Origin of the sequence: Nonomuraea sp. 3-1Str (assembly GCF_031570565.1) — a bacterium.
Classification (GTDB): Bacteria; Actinomycetota; Actinomycetes; order Streptosporangiales; family Streptosporangiaceae; genus Nonomuraea.
Window position 1 is genome coordinate 28,672 of sequence record NZ_JALHBK010000046.1, and the last position, 16,326, is coordinate 44,997.

The 16,326-nt window shown below is 66.0% G+C and carries 11 protein-coding genes and 1 pseudogene; 8 read left to right on the plus strand and 4 right to left on the minus strand.

Annotated elements, in window-relative coordinates:
- The first annotated feature begins 13 nt into the window (after positions 1-13).
- From MTP10_RS40335 to MTP10_RS40350, 4 genes are all read left to right on the plus strand, one after another.
- Complete coding sequence (locus MTP10_RS40335; protein WP_310717075.1) at positions 14-664, plus strand: NAD(P)-binding oxidoreductase; 651 nt, start codon at positions 14-16, stop codon at positions 662-664.
- Positions 665-805: 141 nt separating this feature from the next.
- Positions 806-1,306, plus strand: coding sequence for a sigma-70 family RNA polymerase sigma factor (locus MTP10_RS40340; protein WP_310717077.1), 501 nt, complete (start codon positions 806-808; stop codon positions 1,304-1,306).
- Positions 1,299-2,300 carry a hypothetical protein gene (locus tag MTP10_RS40345; RefSeq protein ID WP_310717078.1) on the plus strand — a complete coding sequence of 334 codons (1,002 nt, stop codon included), beginning with the start codon at positions 1,299-1,301 and terminating at the stop codon, positions 2,298-2,300. Before MTP10_RS40340 ends, MTP10_RS40345 begins: the two co-directional genes overlap by 8 nt.
- 90 nt (positions 2,301-2,390) lie before the next feature.
- Positions 2,391-4,001 carry a hypothetical protein gene (locus tag MTP10_RS40350; RefSeq protein ID WP_310717080.1) on the plus strand — a complete coding sequence of 537 codons (1,611 nt, stop codon included), beginning with the start codon at positions 2,391-2,393 and terminating at the stop codon, positions 3,999-4,001.
- A 49-nt stretch (positions 4,002-4,050) separates the two neighbouring features.
- On the opposite strand, the gene MTP10_RS40355 is transcribed toward MTP10_RS40350, so the two are convergent.
- Positions 4,051-4,998, minus strand: a complete 948-nt coding sequence (locus MTP10_RS40355) for a helix-turn-helix domain-containing protein (RefSeq protein WP_310717082.1) — start codon at positions 4,996-4,998, stop codon at positions 4,051-4,053.
- Between the two features lie 102 nt (positions 4,999-5,100).
- Here MTP10_RS40355 and MTP10_RS40360 point away from each other — a divergent pair, with 102 nt between their 5' ends.
- Positions 5,101-6,144 carry a saccharopine dehydrogenase NADP-binding domain-containing protein gene (locus MTP10_RS40360; RefSeq protein ID WP_310717084.1) on the plus strand — a complete coding sequence of 348 codons (1,044 nt, stop codon included), beginning with the start codon at positions 5,101-5,103 and terminating at the stop codon, positions 6,142-6,144.
- A gap of 147 nt (positions 6,145-6,291) precedes the next feature.
- On the opposite strand, the gene MTP10_RS40365 is transcribed toward MTP10_RS40360, so the two are convergent.
- Entirely contained in the window at positions 6,292-7,332 is a 1,041-nt protein-coding gene (locus MTP10_RS40365) for an epimerase (protein WP_310717086.1), read from the minus strand.
- Between the two features lie 159 nt (positions 7,333-7,491).
- Here MTP10_RS40365 and MTP10_RS40370 point away from each other — a divergent pair, with 159 nt between their 5' ends.
- Complete coding sequence (locus MTP10_RS40370) at positions 7,492-8,199, plus strand: carbonic anhydrase (protein ID WP_310717089.1); 708 nt, start codon at positions 7,492-7,494, stop codon at positions 8,197-8,199.
- A 117-nt stretch (positions 8,200-8,316) separates the two neighbouring features.
- On the opposite strand, the pseudogene MTP10_RS40375 reads toward MTP10_RS40370, so the two are convergent.
- Positions 8,317-8,739, minus strand: a pseudogene (locus MTP10_RS40375) (TrmH family RNA methyltransferase); the annotation flags it as partial.
- Positions 8,740-8,791: 52 nt separating this feature from the next.
- Here MTP10_RS40375 and MTP10_RS40380 point away from each other — a divergent pair.
- Positions 8,792-10,273, plus strand: coding sequence for a recombinase family protein (locus MTP10_RS40380; protein WP_310717092.1), 1,482 nt, complete (start codon positions 8,792-8,794; stop codon positions 10,271-10,273).
- Positions 10,274-10,824: 551 nt separating this feature from the next.
- Positions 10,825-14,895 carry a hypothetical protein gene (locus MTP10_RS40385; protein WP_310717095.1) on the plus strand — a complete coding sequence of 1,357 codons (4,071 nt, stop codon included), beginning with the start codon at positions 10,825-10,827 and terminating at the stop codon, positions 14,893-14,895.
- A 675-nt stretch (positions 14,896-15,570) separates the two neighbouring features.
- Here MTP10_RS40385 and MTP10_RS40390 read toward each other — a convergent pair.
- The gene (locus MTP10_RS40390) at positions 15,571-16,188 is read right to left on the minus strand and encodes a hypothetical protein (protein ID WP_310717097.1); all 618 of its coding nucleotides are present in this window, start codon (positions 16,186-16,188) and stop codon (positions 15,571-15,573) included.
- Between the last annotated feature and the right edge of the window lie 138 nt (positions 16,189-16,326).

The following is a 16,326-nucleotide window of genomic DNA, read 5'->3' on the forward strand; positions in this document are numbered from 1 at the left end:
GGACGGTGCAGCCGTGAAAATCGCGATCATCGGCTCCACCGGGCGTACCGGCCGGCACGTCCTGGCCGAGGCGCTCCGGCGCGGCCATCAGGTCACCGCGTTCACCCGTGACGCCACCGCCCTGGCGGGGAAGCCGGAGCCGCACGCCGTCGTCGAGGGCGACGGCCGCGACCCGGACAAGGTCCGCGTCGAGGGCGACGGCCGCGACCCGGACAAGGTCCGCGCGGCCGTGGACGGCGTCGACGCGGTGATCTCCATCATCAACGGCGGCGACAAGCGTGACCCGCACCGGGCGGCCCAGGCCACCCGGACCATCATGCGGGCCATGGCCGAGACGGGGACACGACGGCTGGTCGTCACCACGCCCTACCCGAACGTCGCCCGCCGGCCGTACCTGGTCCTCTGGCTGCTGCGCCGCCTGCTGGCCACGCCCTACGCCGACGCCCGCGACCTCGAACAGGCGGTCGCCGCGAGCGACCTGGACTGGACCATCGCCAGGCTGACCAGGCTGACCGACGGCCCCGCCGCCGGCTCCGGGCTGGTCAGCCACGGCCTGCTCGCCAAGCCGCGAGCACTGACCCGGGCGGACGTGGCCACGACCCTGCTGGACATCGTGCACGACCCCGGCCTGAGCCGCGCGGCCGTCAACATCTGCGGCCGCTGAGCCGCGGAGGGGGCGGGTCGAGGCGTCGATCCGGTCACGCGCGCCCGGCTCGGTGACCGCTGGGGTGTGCCGGGGACGAAAATGTCACGCGTGCTGTCAACGGGCCAGGCGTCCATGTGTCCCTGAGGTGTGACTGACGCCATGACGGAGCGCCGCGAGTACGCCGGCTTGGCCGAGCTGTTCTCGGCACACTACCTGGGGATGGTGCGGCTCGCCGGGCTGCTGGGCGCCGACGATCCCGAGGACATCGCGCAGGAGGCGTTCGCCCGGCTGCACGCGCGGCGATCCCTTCTCCGGGATGACGGCGCGGCCATCGCCTACGTGCGTTCCATCGTCTGCAACCAGACCCGCAACCGGCTACGGCACCTCCGCCTGGCTCGGCTGCGCCGCACCGACCCGCCACCTGACGCGGCGAGCAGCGAGCACCACGTCCTGGTGGCCGAACGTCACCGCGAGCTGCTCGCGAGCCTGGACCGGCTGCCTCGGCGGCAGCGCGAGGCGCTGGTCCTGCGCTACTGGCTCGACCTGTCCGAGCAGGAGATCGCCGACGCCATGGGGATCTCTCCCGGCTCGGTCAAGACGCACGCCAGCCGCGGCATGGCTGCGCTGTCCAAGGCACTCAAGGAGGACCACGATGCTTGAGGACCGCCTCCGCGAGGCACTCGACGCCAAGGCGGAGATCTACGAGCCCGATCCGCGGGCCTGGACCAAGGTCGGGGACAAGGCCGCGCGCAGGCAACGGGCGCACCGGTTCTGGACGGTGGCGTTGCCCGCCGCGGCGGCCGTGGTCATCATGGGCGCCGTCACGCTCGTCGGCGGGCTGCTCCGGACGGACCACGCGCCGCCGGCCGGCCCCGCCGGCGAGGTCGTCACCGATGGCGACCTGAAGCTGTGGTTCGGCAAGGCCACCCTGTCGGACGGCAAGACCTGGGACGCGCTGTGCATCCGGACGCCGACGACGAGCCGGTGCCAGCCGTACATGCCGCCGAAGGACGCGTCGTCCGTGCGCCGGCTGCTCGACCTGAAGGGCGACCCGGTGATCTCCATCGGGATCGCGGGCCACGACGTCACCTCGGTCGCGGGCATCGACGGGGAGTCGGACAAGAAGCTTGCCCAGGGCGAGGTCTACACGCTCAAAGGCGCGCCGGCGAAGATCTGGGTCATGCGCCACGCCCCGAGTGACCGGCTGCAGTTCGAGTTCCGCGACACGCGCGGCCGGCGTCACACGATCGGCGGCGACGTGGACAGGTGCAGCCCTCTGCCTCCCGAGGGCGCCGTGGCCGAGCTGGGCCACGGGGCGGGCGCCACACTCCAGGAGGGTTGCCTGATCTGGTGGATCGACGGCGAGAAGGTCCAGTGGGTCGAGGTGGGGTCCCCATCGGACTTCGCCGAGAACGTCAATCTGGGCCGGCTGGCGTTCATGGGTTACGACAAGTACTGGTACGGCGCCACCAGAGGGGGAACCGCACGGATCGAGATGGTCCACCACGACGGGAAGCGCTTGTCCACCGTCGCCAAGCCGGATCTCTGGGGCCTCGGGATCGCGCTGTTCGCCGTTCCCGCCGACCATGCCGAGGTGGGTGACGTGGTCATCGGTTACGACGCCACCGGCAAGGAGATCTGGCGTGACGAATGATCCGGCGCCGAGCCCGGCCGTGGATCGACCGGGCGAGCAGCCCGTTCGGAGTGAGCCGATCGTCGCGCCCGCCTAGGGCATGATGGCCGCATGGCGGTGACATCGACCAAGGGCGGCGCCGTACAGCCGAGTGCCGAGACCGCGAGGCGGCTTCGTGACGCCTTCGCCGCGGGTGACCTGCTTGATCTGCGCGTCGGCGACCGGACGAGCTCCGGTGACCATGACCCTGGGACATGGTCACCGGCCAGGGTCGTCGCCGCTGACGTCATCACCTCCTTGCTGCTCGGGAAGGTGGACGCCGAGCCGGGGCAGGTCCCCCAGCTGTTCCTGGCCGGGGCGCACATCGTGGGCCGGCTCGACCTTGACGGCGCCGAGGTCGTCCACCGGCTGCACCTGATCGACTGCGTGCTGGAGCAGGAGCTGCTGCTCAACGACGCACGCACCCGCACGATCGTCCTGGACGGGTGCCGGCTGCCGGCGTTGAACGCCGAGATGGCGAGGATCGACGGGAACCTGGTGCTCGCCAGATGCGTGGCCTCCAAGCTCGCTCTGCTCGGCGCGCGGGTGGATGGGATTCTCGCGCTCAGCGGGTCGAGGATCGAGGGCGTCGACGGGGTCGCGATACAGGCGGACGGGCTGACCGTCTCCAACGATCTTTTCCTGCGCGAGGGGTTCCGAGCCGCCGGGCGGGTGTGCATGCCGGGCGCCGTCATCGGCGGAGACCTCGCGCTGTCGGATGCGGAGCTGACCGGGCCGGACACCTCTCTGAACGCCGGCACCGCACAGGTCAAGGGCCACCTCTGGCTGGGGCCCACGCTCACCGTCGCGGGTGAGGTCACTCTGCACTACGCGGCCGTCGAAGGGCGGGTCCACATCGAGGAAGCCAGGCTGGGCGGGTTCGGAGCCACTCGCGCGCGGTTCGGGACCGACCTGTTCGTGGCCGCGCACGCGCGATGTGGCGGCGCGCTCACGCTGACGGGGGCGAGCGCGGTGGGCCGGATCGACCTCGAACTCCTGGAGCTCACCGACGGGGCGGCCCTGCTGTGCCAGGAGATCCAGGCGGGAGTGCTGGAGCTGCCGCGCCGCATGACCGGGCCGCTCGACCTGACGAATGCCCGGATCGGCGTCCTGAAGGGCGTGCGCCCGCCGTGGCCGGACAGGGTGTCCATCGGCGGTCTCACCTATGACTCCATCGACCCGGTCCACCCGGCCTCGAAGCAGATCGACTGGTTACGCCGCAATCCGTCGGGCTACCAGCCGCAGTCGTACGAACAGCTCGCCGCCATGTACCGGCGGATCGGGCACGAGAGGGACGCCCGTGCGGTCCTCCTGGCCAAGCAGCGCGACCGCCGCAGGACATTGCCATGGGTCGAGCGCGCGGCCGGGTTCGTCCACGACATCACCGCCGGGTACGGCTACCGCTCCTGGCTGGCGGCCCTCTGGCTGATCGCGTTCCTCGCGGCGGGCACGGCCTACTTCCTCGGATCTCCTCCGCCGCCGCTCAAGGCCGGCGAACATCCCGACTTCAACGCCCTGGCCTACTGTCTCGACCTGATCATCCCCGTGATCGACCTCGGCCAGGCCAAGGCATGGAATCCGCACGGCCTCGACCAGCTCGTCTCCTACGTGCTCACCCTGGTCGGCTGGCTGCTCACCGTGTCGGTCGTCGCGGGCGTCACCAGGGTCCTGGTCCGGGACTGACGCACTTACGTGACGTTTGCACAGTGAGGAAGGGTTTTCGCCCGCGGCCTCACGCCCGGAACGTCCGGCGGTAGGCGTCCGGTGGTACGCCGATCGTGCGGTGGAAGTGGCGGCGCAGCGTCGTCGCCGTGCCCATGCCCGCGGCCGAGGCGATGGTGTCGACGCTGTCGTCCGTGGTCTCCAGCAGCTCCTGCGCGCGGCGGATCCGCTGCGTCAGCAGCCACTGCAGCGGGGTGGTGCCGGTCACCGAGCGGAAGTGGCGGGCCAGGTGGCGCGAGCTCATGTTCGCCTGGCGGGCCAGGTCCTCCACGGTGAGCGGCTGGTCCAGCCGCCGCATCACCCAGGGGAGCAGCTCGGCGAGGGGATGGCCGTCCTGGGCGGGCACCGGTGTGGTGACGAACTGGGCCTGGCCGCCGGCCCGGTGGGGCGGCACGACCAGGCGGCGGGCGACCACGTTGGCGATCGCCGAGCCGTGGTCGCGGCGGACCAGATGCAGGCACAGGTCCATGGCCGCGGCCTTGCCCGCGGAGGTGAGCACGCTGCCGTTGTCGACGTAGAGCACGTCCGGGTCGACCTGCACCCGGGGATGGCGCGCGGCCAGCTCCTCGGTGTGGGCCCAGTGCGTGGTCGCGCGCAGCCCGTCCAGCAGGCCGGCGGCGGCGAGCACGAACGCGCCCGTGCACAGGGAGACCACTCGCGCGCCTGACTCGTGGGCCGCCCGCACCGCCTGGACAAGGTCGGCCGGCGGGTCCTCGTCGACGTCCGCCAGGGCGGGGACGATCACGGTGCCGGCGCGCGTGAGCCGGTCGAGCCCGCAGTCCGGCTCCAGCAGGAACCGGCCGACCCGGACGGCGTGCGCGCCGCACACCGTGACGTCGTACCAGGGCCCCGGCAGGGCGGCCGGGGCGGAGCCGAAGACCTCGTAGGCCAGGGCCAGCTCGAAGTGCAGCATCCCGTCGGTAGCGGCGACCGCAACGGAGCGCGGGAAAGAGCTCATGTCGGAAATTGTACGGGTCATGTCGTTCCGGACACTGGGCCCCGATGGGTCAACGGGGACAGGATTTCCCCCGTGACAACGTCGAGCACGCGGGGAGCAGACATGGGATCGGTTCGGAACGTGGCGGTGTTCGGCGCCTACGGGCACACCGGGCGGTTCGTGGTCGCGGAGTTGCGAGAGCGCGGATACGTCCCGCTGCTCCTCGGCCGGGACCAGGACAAGCTGCTGGCGCTGGCGCAGGCCTGGCCGGGGCTCGAGGCGCGGCGCGCGTCGGCCGAGGATCCGGCCTCGCTCGACCGCGCGCTGGACGGCGCGGTCGCCGTGATCAACTGCGCCGGGCCCTTCGCCACGACCGCCGCCCCGCTGGTCGAGGCGGCGCTGCGCGCCGGCATCCCGTATGTCGACGTGGCGGCCGAGATCGAGGCGAACCTTGACACGTTCGATCACTTCGCGGAGCGCGCCCGCGCCGCGGGCACCGTGGTGGTCCCGGCGATGGCCTTCTACGGCGGCCTCGGCGACCTGTTGGTCACCACCGCGATGGGCGACTGGACGGCGGCGGACGAGGCGCACATCGCCTACGGCCTGAGCAGTTGGCACCCCACTGCCGGAACGCTCGCTTCGGGCGCGATCTCGGGGCAGCGACGGGGTGGCCGCCGTGTCCGCTACACCAGCGGACGGCTGGAGTACCACGACGCCGCTCTGCCGACCCTGGAGTGGCCCTTCCCGGCTCCGCTCGGCCCCCAGAGCGTCATAGGGGAGTTCACCATGGCCGACGTCGTCACCGTTCCGAGCCACCTGGCCGTCCCGGAGGTGCGCACCTACATGACCGCCAAGGCGGCCGCGGACCTGTTCGCTCCCGACGCCTCGGCACCTGCCGCCGTCGACGGGCGCGGCCGCTCCGCGCAGACCTTCGTCGTCGACGTCCTCGTCCGCTCCGGCGGCAAGGAACGCCGCGTGGCCGCCGCCGGTCAGGACATCTACGCCATCAGCGCGCCGCTCGCGGTGGAGGCCGTCGACCGCATCCTCACCGGCCGGACCAGGACCACCGGCGTCGCCTCCGCAGGCGCGGCCTTCGACGCCCCGGACTTCCTCCGCGCCCTGTCCTCGCACCTCTCGCTGCACGTCCCGCTCGACACACACGGCTGACCGGCGGCGCTGCTGAAGGAACTGGACGACCTCGGCCTGTGACGAGAGCCACAACCGGGCGCCGCTCCGCATCAGGCCTTGGCGATGGCGGCGGCCGGTGGCCACCACGTTGAGCGAGTCCACCCCCGCCGTCCATCGCCCGGGACCTCATCGGCGGGCGGCGGGAGGCCGTCGCGTGCTGCCATGTGAGGTCTGGCCAGTGGGGCCGAGAAGGCCGAGGAGCTCCTTCTCCCGGGCCGCGCTGAGCCCCGCCCGACGGTCTCGGTTCAGTCCCTGGTCGCGTTCCCACGCCAGCACGTCCGTGAGCAGGTCGGCCCGAGGACGGTGGTGCAGGCCGGCGGCGAGTGCGGCCGCTCCGGAACGGGCGGACCAGCCTTCCCATCCGGGCTCGACGAGCCACATCGGCAGCGACTCAGGCCCCATGTACTGGGCGACACCCTGCTCCAGCAGCCAGGCCGGGTCAGCCCGGACCACCGGCCCGGTGTGCCCGGCGATGGTGCGGCTCAGCTCGATCCACTCGCCGAACGGCACCACCGGCCCGACCGCGTCGAAGGTGCCGGCCGTCCCGCTCCCGGCGCAGTCGAGCAGCCAGGTGGCCAGGTCACGCACGTCGATCGCCTGGGTGGGGAGGTCCATGGAGTCGGGGACGAGCATCGGGCCGTGCGGGCCGCGTGCCGCCCGCGCCACCCAGTAGCCCGTGCGCCCGCTGTGGTCGCCGGGCCCGCCGATCAGGCCGGCGCGCGCGATGAGCAGCCGGTCCCCCACGGACTCGGCCGAGGCCCGCTCGCAGGCGACCTTCGCCTCGCCGTACAGCTCCTGGTCCACCTCGTCGCGGTCGGTGGGTTCCAGCAGCGGCGAGCTCTCGTCGGCGCCGGGCACGCCGTGGGCGGCGTAGGCGTTGCCCGAGGACACGTACGCCCAGTGCTTCGCCCGCTCCCCCAACGCCGCCAGCGCGCCGCGCACCAGGCCCGGCTGCCACGACACCTCCACGACGGCATCCCAATCCTGGTGCCGCACCTCCTCGTACGCCCCCGCCGACCGCCGGTCGGCGGCCACCAGCGCCGCGCCGTCGGCCACCCGGCCGCTCTCACCACGGGCCAGGCACGTCACCGCGTGCCCCCGCCCGACCGCCTGCCGCGCCACCTCACGGCCCAGCCATGCCGTCCCGCCCAGGATGAGAACATTCATGAACGCACTCAACCACCTGCCACGGCATCTTCCGGGGCTGATTCGCAGGGGGCGTAACGGACGCCGGACGCGAACACGGCGTGCCTGAATGTGATCACTGTTACATGTTCTGGCGCGGCGCCCCGGGTCGGCGCATACTCCTGTTCCATGCCAAATCACATGATCAACCGTCGGGCGCTGCTGCGCGCCGGCATCATGGCCGGCGGCCTCCTGGCCGGTGCGACGTCCGCGGGCACCGCCGTCCTCGCCCAGACCGCTCAGCGGTCGCACGACACCGCTCCGGACCGGCGGCCGTCCACTCCGGATCAAGCGTGGGCGACCCTGCGCGAGGGCAACCGCCGCTGGGTGGCCGGCACCACGACCCACCCGCACCAGGACGCCGCCCGGCGCAAGGAGGTGGCGCAGAAGCAGGACCCGTTCGCGGTCGTGTTCTCGTGCATCGACTCGCGCGTCGCTCCCGAGTTAGTCTTCGACACCGGACTGGGCGACCTGTTCGTGGTACGGACGGCCGGGCAGACCATTGACCCGCTGGTGACAGGCGCCGCCGAGTACGGGCCGGCGGAGCTCGGCACCCCCCTTGTCGTCGTGCTCGGCCACCAGCGCTGCGGGGCGGTCACGGCCGCCGCGGAGTCCCTGCACGAGCACAAGAAGCTGCCCGGCGAGCTGAGCACGATCGCTTCATCGCTGCGGTCGGCATACACGCGTTCGGGCGGCGACGTCGACAAGATGATCCGCATCAACACCGTCGACGTCGTGAACCGGCTCAAGAAGGACAAGCTCTTCGCTCCTCGCATCGCCAAGGGCAAGCTCAAAGTCGTCGGCGCGTACTACTCGATCGACACCGGCGAAGTCACCCGCCTCGTCTGACGTGCATCTCCGGCGCCGCATCCTTCGGGGCGATCAGTCGCGGGCCGGCGGGAGGGCGTGGACGACCTCGGCGGAGCGGCGTGGCCGCGCCATGGCGTACAGGGCACAGCATGCGCGTTATGCCCGCATCAGGCCGTGGCAGGCGATCGCGGCCGCGGCCACCACGTTGAGGGAGTCCACCCCCGCCTCCATCGCCCGGGAGCTCATCGGGATGCACACCGCCTCGTCCGCCTCGGTCAACCAGCGCGACGACAATCCGTCCCCCTCCGACCCCAGCAGCAGCGCCACCCGATCGGCCATCTTCACCTCATCGAGCGAGGTGACCGACTGGTCGGGCGTCAGGGCCAGCGTCCGGTAACCCGCCTTCCGGATCACCTCCAGCCCGGTGAACCAGTTGTCCATCCGCGCGTACGGGATCGAGAACACCGCCCCCATCGACACCTTCACGGCACGGCGGTAGAGCGGATCGGCGCACCGGGGCGACAGCACGATCCCGTCCACCCCCAGAGCGGCGGCGCACCGGAAGATCGCGCCGACGTTTGTAGAGTGCGCTAAAGGACACACTCCCCCATGGCGCACGCAGGTGATGCAGATGCCTCTCAGCCCGCGATCCTCCGACTCCCCCATCATCGCCGTCGGCTACACCCGCGTCTCAACGAAACGCGAAGAGATGATCAGCCCTGAGCTGCAAGAACACGAACAGGACGTGTACGCGGCCAGGCACGGCATCCGGATCGTCGAGCGCGTCCGAGACCTGGATCTGTCAGGACGGGAGTTCGCCAAGCGATCCGTCGACTACATCGTCCGCGGGATCCGGGAAGGCCGGTGGAACACCGTGCTCCTGTGGAAGTGGTCGCGGTGGGGGCGCAACCTGCTCCAGTCACGGCTGTACCTGGCGGAGGTGGAGCAGGCCGGCGGACGCGTCATCGCCGTGACCGAGGACTTCGACACCACGACGAGCGTGGGACGGTTCACCCGCGACCAGATGTTGACGATCGCCGAGTTGCAGTCCGACCAGATGTCGGAGAGCTGGAAGGAGACCCAGGCCCGCCGCAGACGCAACGGCTTGCCCCACACAGGCGCCGCCCGCTTCGGCTACCGCTACGACAGAGCGACCGGATACACCGTCGATCCAGCAACCGCACCGGCCCTGAAGACCTGCTACGAACGGTTCGTAGCGGGCACGGGCATGCGAGCCTTAGCCCTGGAACTCAACGCCAACGGCTATCGCACCCTTCGAGGTGGCCTCTTCACCGCCACAGCGCTGGGGCGACTCATGGACACCGGCTTCGCCGCAGGTTTGATCAGAGAACGCTCGAACCCGCCTAACGACGGAACCAACTCACGCAAGCTCATGTCCTTCGACGTATGGCGCCAGGGAGCGCACGAACCCATCATCTCGATGGAGCTGTGGGAGACGTACCGCGAGAAGCGCCTCGCCAACGCGCTGAAGGCACCTCGCCTACGGGTCGTGACGCACACGCTGTCCGGACTCGTGGTCTGCAAAGCGTGCGGCCTCACGATGTTCAGTGCCCGCAACGGCGAGCGGCAGTACCACGTCTGGCGCTGCCGCAAGCGGCAGGAGACCAAGTCCTGTCCGGGGGCGGTCGTCAGCAACAAGCGCCTCGAAGCCATGGTGCGCGAGTGGGTCACCACCAACGCCAAGGGCGGTGAGACCGTCGAGGCGGACGCACAGCGCATCCTGGCGGCACAGAAGGCCACGACTGACGTGAAGGCATGTGAGGCCACCATCAGTCGTCTGAAGGCCAAGCGGAGACGGTTGGCCGACGGGTACGCGGCCGGCGATATCGAGCACGAGGACTACACCGCGCTGAAGGCTGAGATCACGAAACAACTCGACGCGGCGGAGACGGCCCTCAAGACAGCGTGTGCGCTGGAGGCAGAGATGGGCACAGATCTCAAGGCCACCTTCACAACGCTCGCGGATCTCTGGGACGACGCCACGGCTCAGGAGCGTCACGAACTTCTGACAAGGGTGATCAAGCGCATCGACATCGAGCCCGGCACGTGGAACAACCCAAACAAGGCAATCATCGTTCCTCGCTGGGCCTAGAACTCCCTGCTCAAGGACGCAGCGTTGGGACGAGCAGCGCCCGTGGTCCCAAGGCTCAGTTGGAGGTTCCCCGCTGGAATGCGTGTAGGAGAGATGGGATCTGGAATCGTCGGACTTTGGCGCCGTCCTGGGCGATAATGGTTGGATGGGTCTAGGTCGTGTGACGCTCGTCCTGACATGCTTGCTCGTGGCTGGACTTGCCGCAGCCTTCGCAATCATACAGTGGGATCAGGCGAACAAATTGGCCACCTCGATATCAGCCTTAGGAGCCGTGGCAGCGGTTGGAGTTGCAGTCTGGGCGGCAGTACGGCAGCCAGCTACAAGCATCCGCGTATCGAACACGGGCAATGCAGTAGCAGGCTCCAAGGGCAAAGCTGTGAGCGGGCTAGATAGTCCAGCCAAATTGACGGGTGAAGTCATAGTTGAAGGCACTGGCGACGCCGATGCTTCCGATGGCGGGCAGGCTACCAGTGGAAGCAAGTTCAGTTAAATAACCACCATACGACTCCAGGCGAAAAGGCCGATAATAAACGGTGAAAGAGCGACGTAGGATGGCCGTCCGCGACAGCGGCACTGCCACAGCCAGCGCGAGCGGCTTCGCCAACAGCGGAATCGTTGAGGGAGACGTCTACCAGATTCTGCCCCAGCCAGTAGCACGATCGGCTTACTTGCACACGGTGCAGCGCATTGCTCCGGCCAAGCTAATCGATCGCGATACAGAACTGATTGAGCTGACGAGATTTTGTGCCACTACGGATGGATCTCGTTATCTCTATTGGCAGGCACCAGCTTGGGCTGGCAAATCAGCGCTGCTGTCATGGTTTGTAATGCACCCACCCGCCGGGATGCAAATAGCATCCTTTTTCATAACCGCCCGCTTCTCTGGGCAGAGCGACCGCAGAGCATTCATCCGAGTCGTAGCGGAACAGTTGGCTGAAGTAGCTATGCAGCCCATGCCGGTCCTTACGGACGCTACCGAGGAAGCGCATTTCCTGGAGATGCTTAAGCAAGCCGCAGCGATCTGCCATCAGGAAAGGCGACGTTTAATACTCGTAGTCGATGGCCTGGACGAGGATCGAGGAGTCATCCTAGGCCCAGAGGCGCATAGCATCGCAGCATTAATGCCCGCTCAGCTACCTGACAATGTGCGAGTGATAATCGCAGGTCGGCCAGACCCACCAATACCGTCTGATGTACCAGATGATCATCCACTACGCGATATCAGCATTGTAAGGAGACTAGATGCTTCGCCGCGGGCCCAGGTGATCCGCGCCGACGCTGAGAGAGAATTACGCAGGCTGCTGCATGGCACTGTGGCACAGCAAGATCTATTGGGTCTAGTAACAGCGGCTGGTGGCGGACTAAGCAGCCGAGATCTCGCTGAGCTCACCGACCTAGATCCCTGGGAAATTGAAGAACACTTACATACGGTTTCAGGTAGGACCTTCGCCACTCGTGAGAGTTTATGGCGTTCCGAAGTTGTGTATGTGCTTGCACACGAGGAACTACAAAAGACGTCCACCCACTATCTGGCCGGCACCAGGCTACAGAATTACCGACAGCGGCTCCACGCATGGGCGGACCGATATCAGCAGGAGAGCTGGCCCGTTGGCACGCCTGAATATCTTCTAGGCGGATACTTCAAGCTCTTAAACGAAGTCGGTGAGCACGACCGCCTGGTGATATGCGCCCTCGACCGATCACGGCATAACCGCATGCTAGATGTCACAGGGGGTGACGCCGATGCCCTAAACGAGATAACCACAGTTCAACGCATTGTTGCTTCTCAAACATCTCCTGATATGCTCACCTCGCTTCGGCTAGCCGTGGCTCGCCATCATTTGAAAGACCGGAACCAGCATATCCCAGCGAATCTACCAGCAGTATGGGCCAAGCTTGGGTACCTCACACGGGGCGAGGCATTGGCTCGATCGATCACCGATCCCTATCATCAAACCCGGGCGTTCGTACGCTTGATCCATATTGCAGCTCAAGCCGAAAAGATGGACCAAGCTCGTCAATTCGCTGAGCATGCCGAACAAATCGCTCATGCCGTCACTAACGCGCATCAGCAGGCCCAGGTCATGGCTGAATTGGCGAAGACCCTAGCCCACGTTCACAGCCTAGACTGGGCTGAACAGATTGCCTGCACCATCGCGAATCCGTACCAGCGAGCACAAGCCTTAGCTGATCTCGCGAACACTGCTGCCGACATCGGGGAGTTAGACTGTTCTGAACGGATTACAGCGTCCATTGCTGACGCTGAGCAACAGGTAAGGGCCCTAATACACCTGGCAAAGGCACAAGCCAAGACTGGGGCTATAGAGCGCGGTTGCCACCTCGCCCGCCAAACTCAGCGAATCGTGGATACTATTTCCGACTCCCATCTGCGAGTACAAGCCTTGAGCGAATTAGCGGAGATAGCGATAGGCGCCGATCAATCAACCTGGGCTCGTGACCTCATCCAGCAAGCAGAGAACATAGTCGAGCTTGTGCGTCATGCCGATCAGAAGGTATGGGCTCTGGCATGTCTAGTAAGGGCGCACTGGGAGATTGGCAATGCGAATCAGGCGTACAGTCTCACAATCGAAGCAGAGAAGACAGCTCGCTTTATACCGAATACCTATGAACAAGTCTGGGCTTTAGCGCATTTAGCGATGGCCATAGTGAAGCTCGGCAGAGTAGACAGAGCCGAAAAGATCTGCAGGAAGATAGCTAACACAAAACAGCAAGCTCAAGTGATGGCTGGCTTGGCGAGCTTTTTAGCCAACGCTGGAGATATCGACGGATCTCTAAAGATCGTTAGATTGATCTCTCAACCCGAACATAAAATAGACGCACTAGGGCACCTTGCTGAGGTTACAGCCGGCGTAGGGAATATTGATGTTGCCCGCCACCTCAGTTACGAGGCCGAAGAGATAGCCCGCACTATCACTAATCCCAAGCAGCAAGCACAAGCCCTAGCTGGCCTTGCCGATCTAGCGGCCGATACGGGAGAGATGGATCGAGCTTACCGTCTCAATGACGAAGCGGAGCAGATTGCCCGCACTATAACAAATATTAAACAGCAAGCACATGCGTTGGCCGAATTGGCAGAAGCGGTAGCGGTCAATGGAGAACTGCACCACGCAGAGCTACTTGCCCACACGATTACTAACCCCACCAGAAAGGCTTGGGCCCTAGGCGGCCTAGTGAAAATAGCCGTCGAGAGGGGGGATTTTGCGCGCGCTGAGCAACTCGCTTATGCGATCCGAAATCTGCACTACCATTACCACGTTGAGGTACTCGCTAACTTGGCGGAGGCGATAGCCAGGGCCGGAGACCTGGTCCGCGCCGAGCAGATCTCCCGTACAATCGCTGATATCGATCAACAAATACGAGCCCTGGGCCTCCTCGCGAGAACGGCAAACGACGCGGAGGACTTCGAGCGCGCTCGCCACTTCATTGACCAAGGCGAACTGCTACTTTGTAACGACACAGATGCACGTGAATGGGCCGTAGCCAATCTGGCGGAGACGGCCATCTGCGTTGGCGATGTCGAACGCGCGATACGACTCGCCTTTACCATTATCGACATCGACCAGCAGGCGTGGGCCTTGGGCAACATTGCAAAGATCGCTTCGGATATCGGGGAATGGGCTGCTGCCGAACAAGTCGCTAGCGCAATCAGTGATACGTATCGACAGGCGCGAGCCTTGGCTCAAATGTCAAGCGTTGCCATTGAGCAAGGCGAGACTGACCGAGCCTACAGACTAACTGACCAGGCCGAACAGATCGCACATACCCTCACCTACACATACCAGCAGGCATTGATCCTGGATGAACTAGCAAAGATAGTTGCGAGCATGGGGGAACTGGACCGCGCTGAGCTAATGGCGCGCACCATTCCCGAAGGGCGGGATGGAACCTTGGCCGACATAGCGCAGATAGCAATTAATCTCGATAATATAGAGAGGGCCGAGCAAATCGTCAATACTATTGCCGACCCTCAAGAAAAGTCACGCGCGATATCATTTTTGGTTAGACGGGCGGCACAGCTTGGCGATATTGATGGGGCTGGCCAGCTTGCCGACAAGGCTCAGCATGCTGCCGAGGCTATTGCCAAGCCATACGCACAGGCTTGGGCTTTAACCGACCTGGCAGAGGTGGCCGCAGATACAGGTGACATGGATCGGACCTACCGTCTGATTGACAGGGCAGAGCTTGTCGCGAGCACCATCGAGGACACAGATGACCGAGCACGCGCTCTCGCTAGCCTTGCAAAGTCAGTGGCCGAAATCGGAGACCTGGATCGGGCGGAGGAAATTGCCCGCACTGTCGCCGACGCGAATCAACAGACATCGGCCCTGGCCGATATAGCAAAGACCGCGGCGAGAATCGGAGACATTCATCGCGCCGAAAAAGTTGCCCAAACTATTCCCAACGCGTTCCTACAGATGCGGGCATTAGTTGATATCACAGAGTATGCCGACCCTATTCGCGCACGTCGAATAATCGCGAGTGGACTTGTCGAGGGCTCTTGGTGGTTACCCCTCCGCGCTCTAGCGACGATCGCACCGGATGCTCTAAACGTATTGGCCGATGACTTACTAATAGGCACTCGTCCTGCACTTCCGACATGACCGGCCATAATGGGCTGGAGACCTCTACCTCAACCGAGTTGGGGGCAACATCGCAGACCATGGCGAAAGGGGCCCAACTAAATCGTTCAGCCGGACCCCTGATACTTATTTCGTCTGCTCCTCACCACGTCGGGCGTGGCGACGTTGTTCGATATTGGCCAGCACATAGGCCGCTGCATTCCAGAATTCTTCCCAGCAATGCGCCTCGCTGAGGGTCTCGTCTGATTGACGCAGGTCAGGGCTTTGCGTTGGGCCTCACCCCCTTTCGGCCAATGACAGGGTCACCGCGTGCCGTCGCGGTACAGATCGCGCGCTTGGTTCCAGAGGCGGCGACCGATACGGAGACGTAGGCCAGCGCCGTTGCAGCGAGGGCAGAAGCGCCAGCCTCGACCGATCAGATGGGCGACACGGCCGGCGCCTCGGCACCGGCTGCACTCGCGGAATGGTCGGGTGTAGCACGCGCATGCGTAACTGAGTGCGATCAGGATGGGTAGGGCGATTGCTGCGGCGGCAGCAAGCATGTGTGGGGGCATGAAACCACCTCCTCGGGTTGATTTCAGGTGGCCGGCCGATTGGGCTGCTACCTGCTACAGGGCTGGTCAGTGGGCATCTTCGGGTGCTAGCGGGGGTGCTTCCGGAAGCAGCCGGGACTGCTTCCGGAAGCACCCGTGAGCGCTAGTCGGTGGGTAGGTTTCGGTCACGTTCCGCGATGACTTGGGCGAGGCTGGACCGGCGGATGCCACGGCGGGTGTACTTCTTGCCGTTGATGCGCCGGCCGATGTCGCCGACCTTGACGCCATGAGGCTTCAAGGCGCTGGTGAGCTGTTCGGACTGCCAGCCGTCGTACACCTCAGGCCGGAGTTCGGCGAGCCTGACGCACAGCGCTTCGTTCCATGCCTTGTCCTGTCCTGCGGGCCACACTCGTGTGAGGTCGGCGAGCAGGTCATAGGCCGGCGCGTCCGCTCGGGTCTGTTCATCGGGAGCGGGCATGGTGCCCGCCTTGACACGCAGTTCGATCGCTCGTGCGATCACCTGCTTGGCCTGGTCGGTATCGACCTCGAAGCCGCGCCGGGCACCGGGCTTGCCCAGGCCGACCACGATGCCCCAGCCAGCTTCGGCCACCGGCTCGAACACCGTCGCGCGGTAGCCCATGCGGTACATCGACGTACCCAGGATCATGTCGTTGGCCACCTGGTCGGCCACCGACATGCAGATTCGGGTGTTGACGTTGCGCGTGATCCCGGTGGGCAGGCTGTCCTTGTCAGGGATCTGCGTGTCGATGAGCAGGATCACGCCCAACGCGCGACCTAGTGCTGTGACCGGAAATGATCGCCGGGTTGGGTGAGGTTCAGGCTGCGGGTGCGAGGGGTCGGCCGCCCCAGCGGATGCCTTTCTCGCTGCGGATGCGGGCGCGTTCGCGGCGTTGAGCGG

Excerpts from the sequence above, each read along its gene's own strand:
- MTP10_RS40350 (WP_310717080.1), top strand. The coding sequence starts at position 2,391 with ATGGCGGTGACATCGACCAAGGGCGGCGCCGTACAGCCGAGTGCCGAG.
- MTP10_RS40355 (WP_310717082.1), bottom strand. The coding sequence starts at position 4,998 with ATGAGCTCTTTCCCGCGCTCCGTTGCGGTCGCCGCTACCGACGGGATG.
- MTP10_RS40380 (WP_310717092.1), top strand. The coding sequence starts at position 8,792 with ATGCCTCTCAGCCCGCGATCCTCCGACTCCCCCATCATCGCCGTCGGC.
- MTP10_RS40345 (WP_310717078.1), top strand. The coding sequence starts at position 1,299 with ATGCTTGAGGACCGCCTCCGCGAGGCACTCGACGCCAAGGCGGAGATC.
- MTP10_RS40385 (WP_310717095.1), top strand. The coding sequence starts at position 10,825 with ATGGCCGTCCGCGACAGCGGCACTGCCACAGCCAGCGCGAGCGGCTTC.
- MTP10_RS40340 (WP_310717077.1), top strand. The coding sequence starts at position 806 with ATGACGGAGCGCCGCGAGTACGCCGGCTTGGCCGAGCTGTTCTCGGCA.
- MTP10_RS40360 (WP_310717084.1), top strand. The coding sequence starts at position 5,101 with ATGGGATCGGTTCGGAACGTGGCGGTGTTCGGCGCCTACGGGCACACC.
- MTP10_RS40370 (WP_310717089.1), top strand. The coding sequence starts at position 7,492 with ATGATCAACCGTCGGGCGCTGCTGCGCGCCGGCATCATGGCCGGCGGC.
- MTP10_RS40365 (WP_310717086.1), bottom strand. The coding sequence starts at position 7,332 with ATGAATGTTCTCATCCTGGGCGGGACGGCATGGCTGGGCCGTGAGGTG.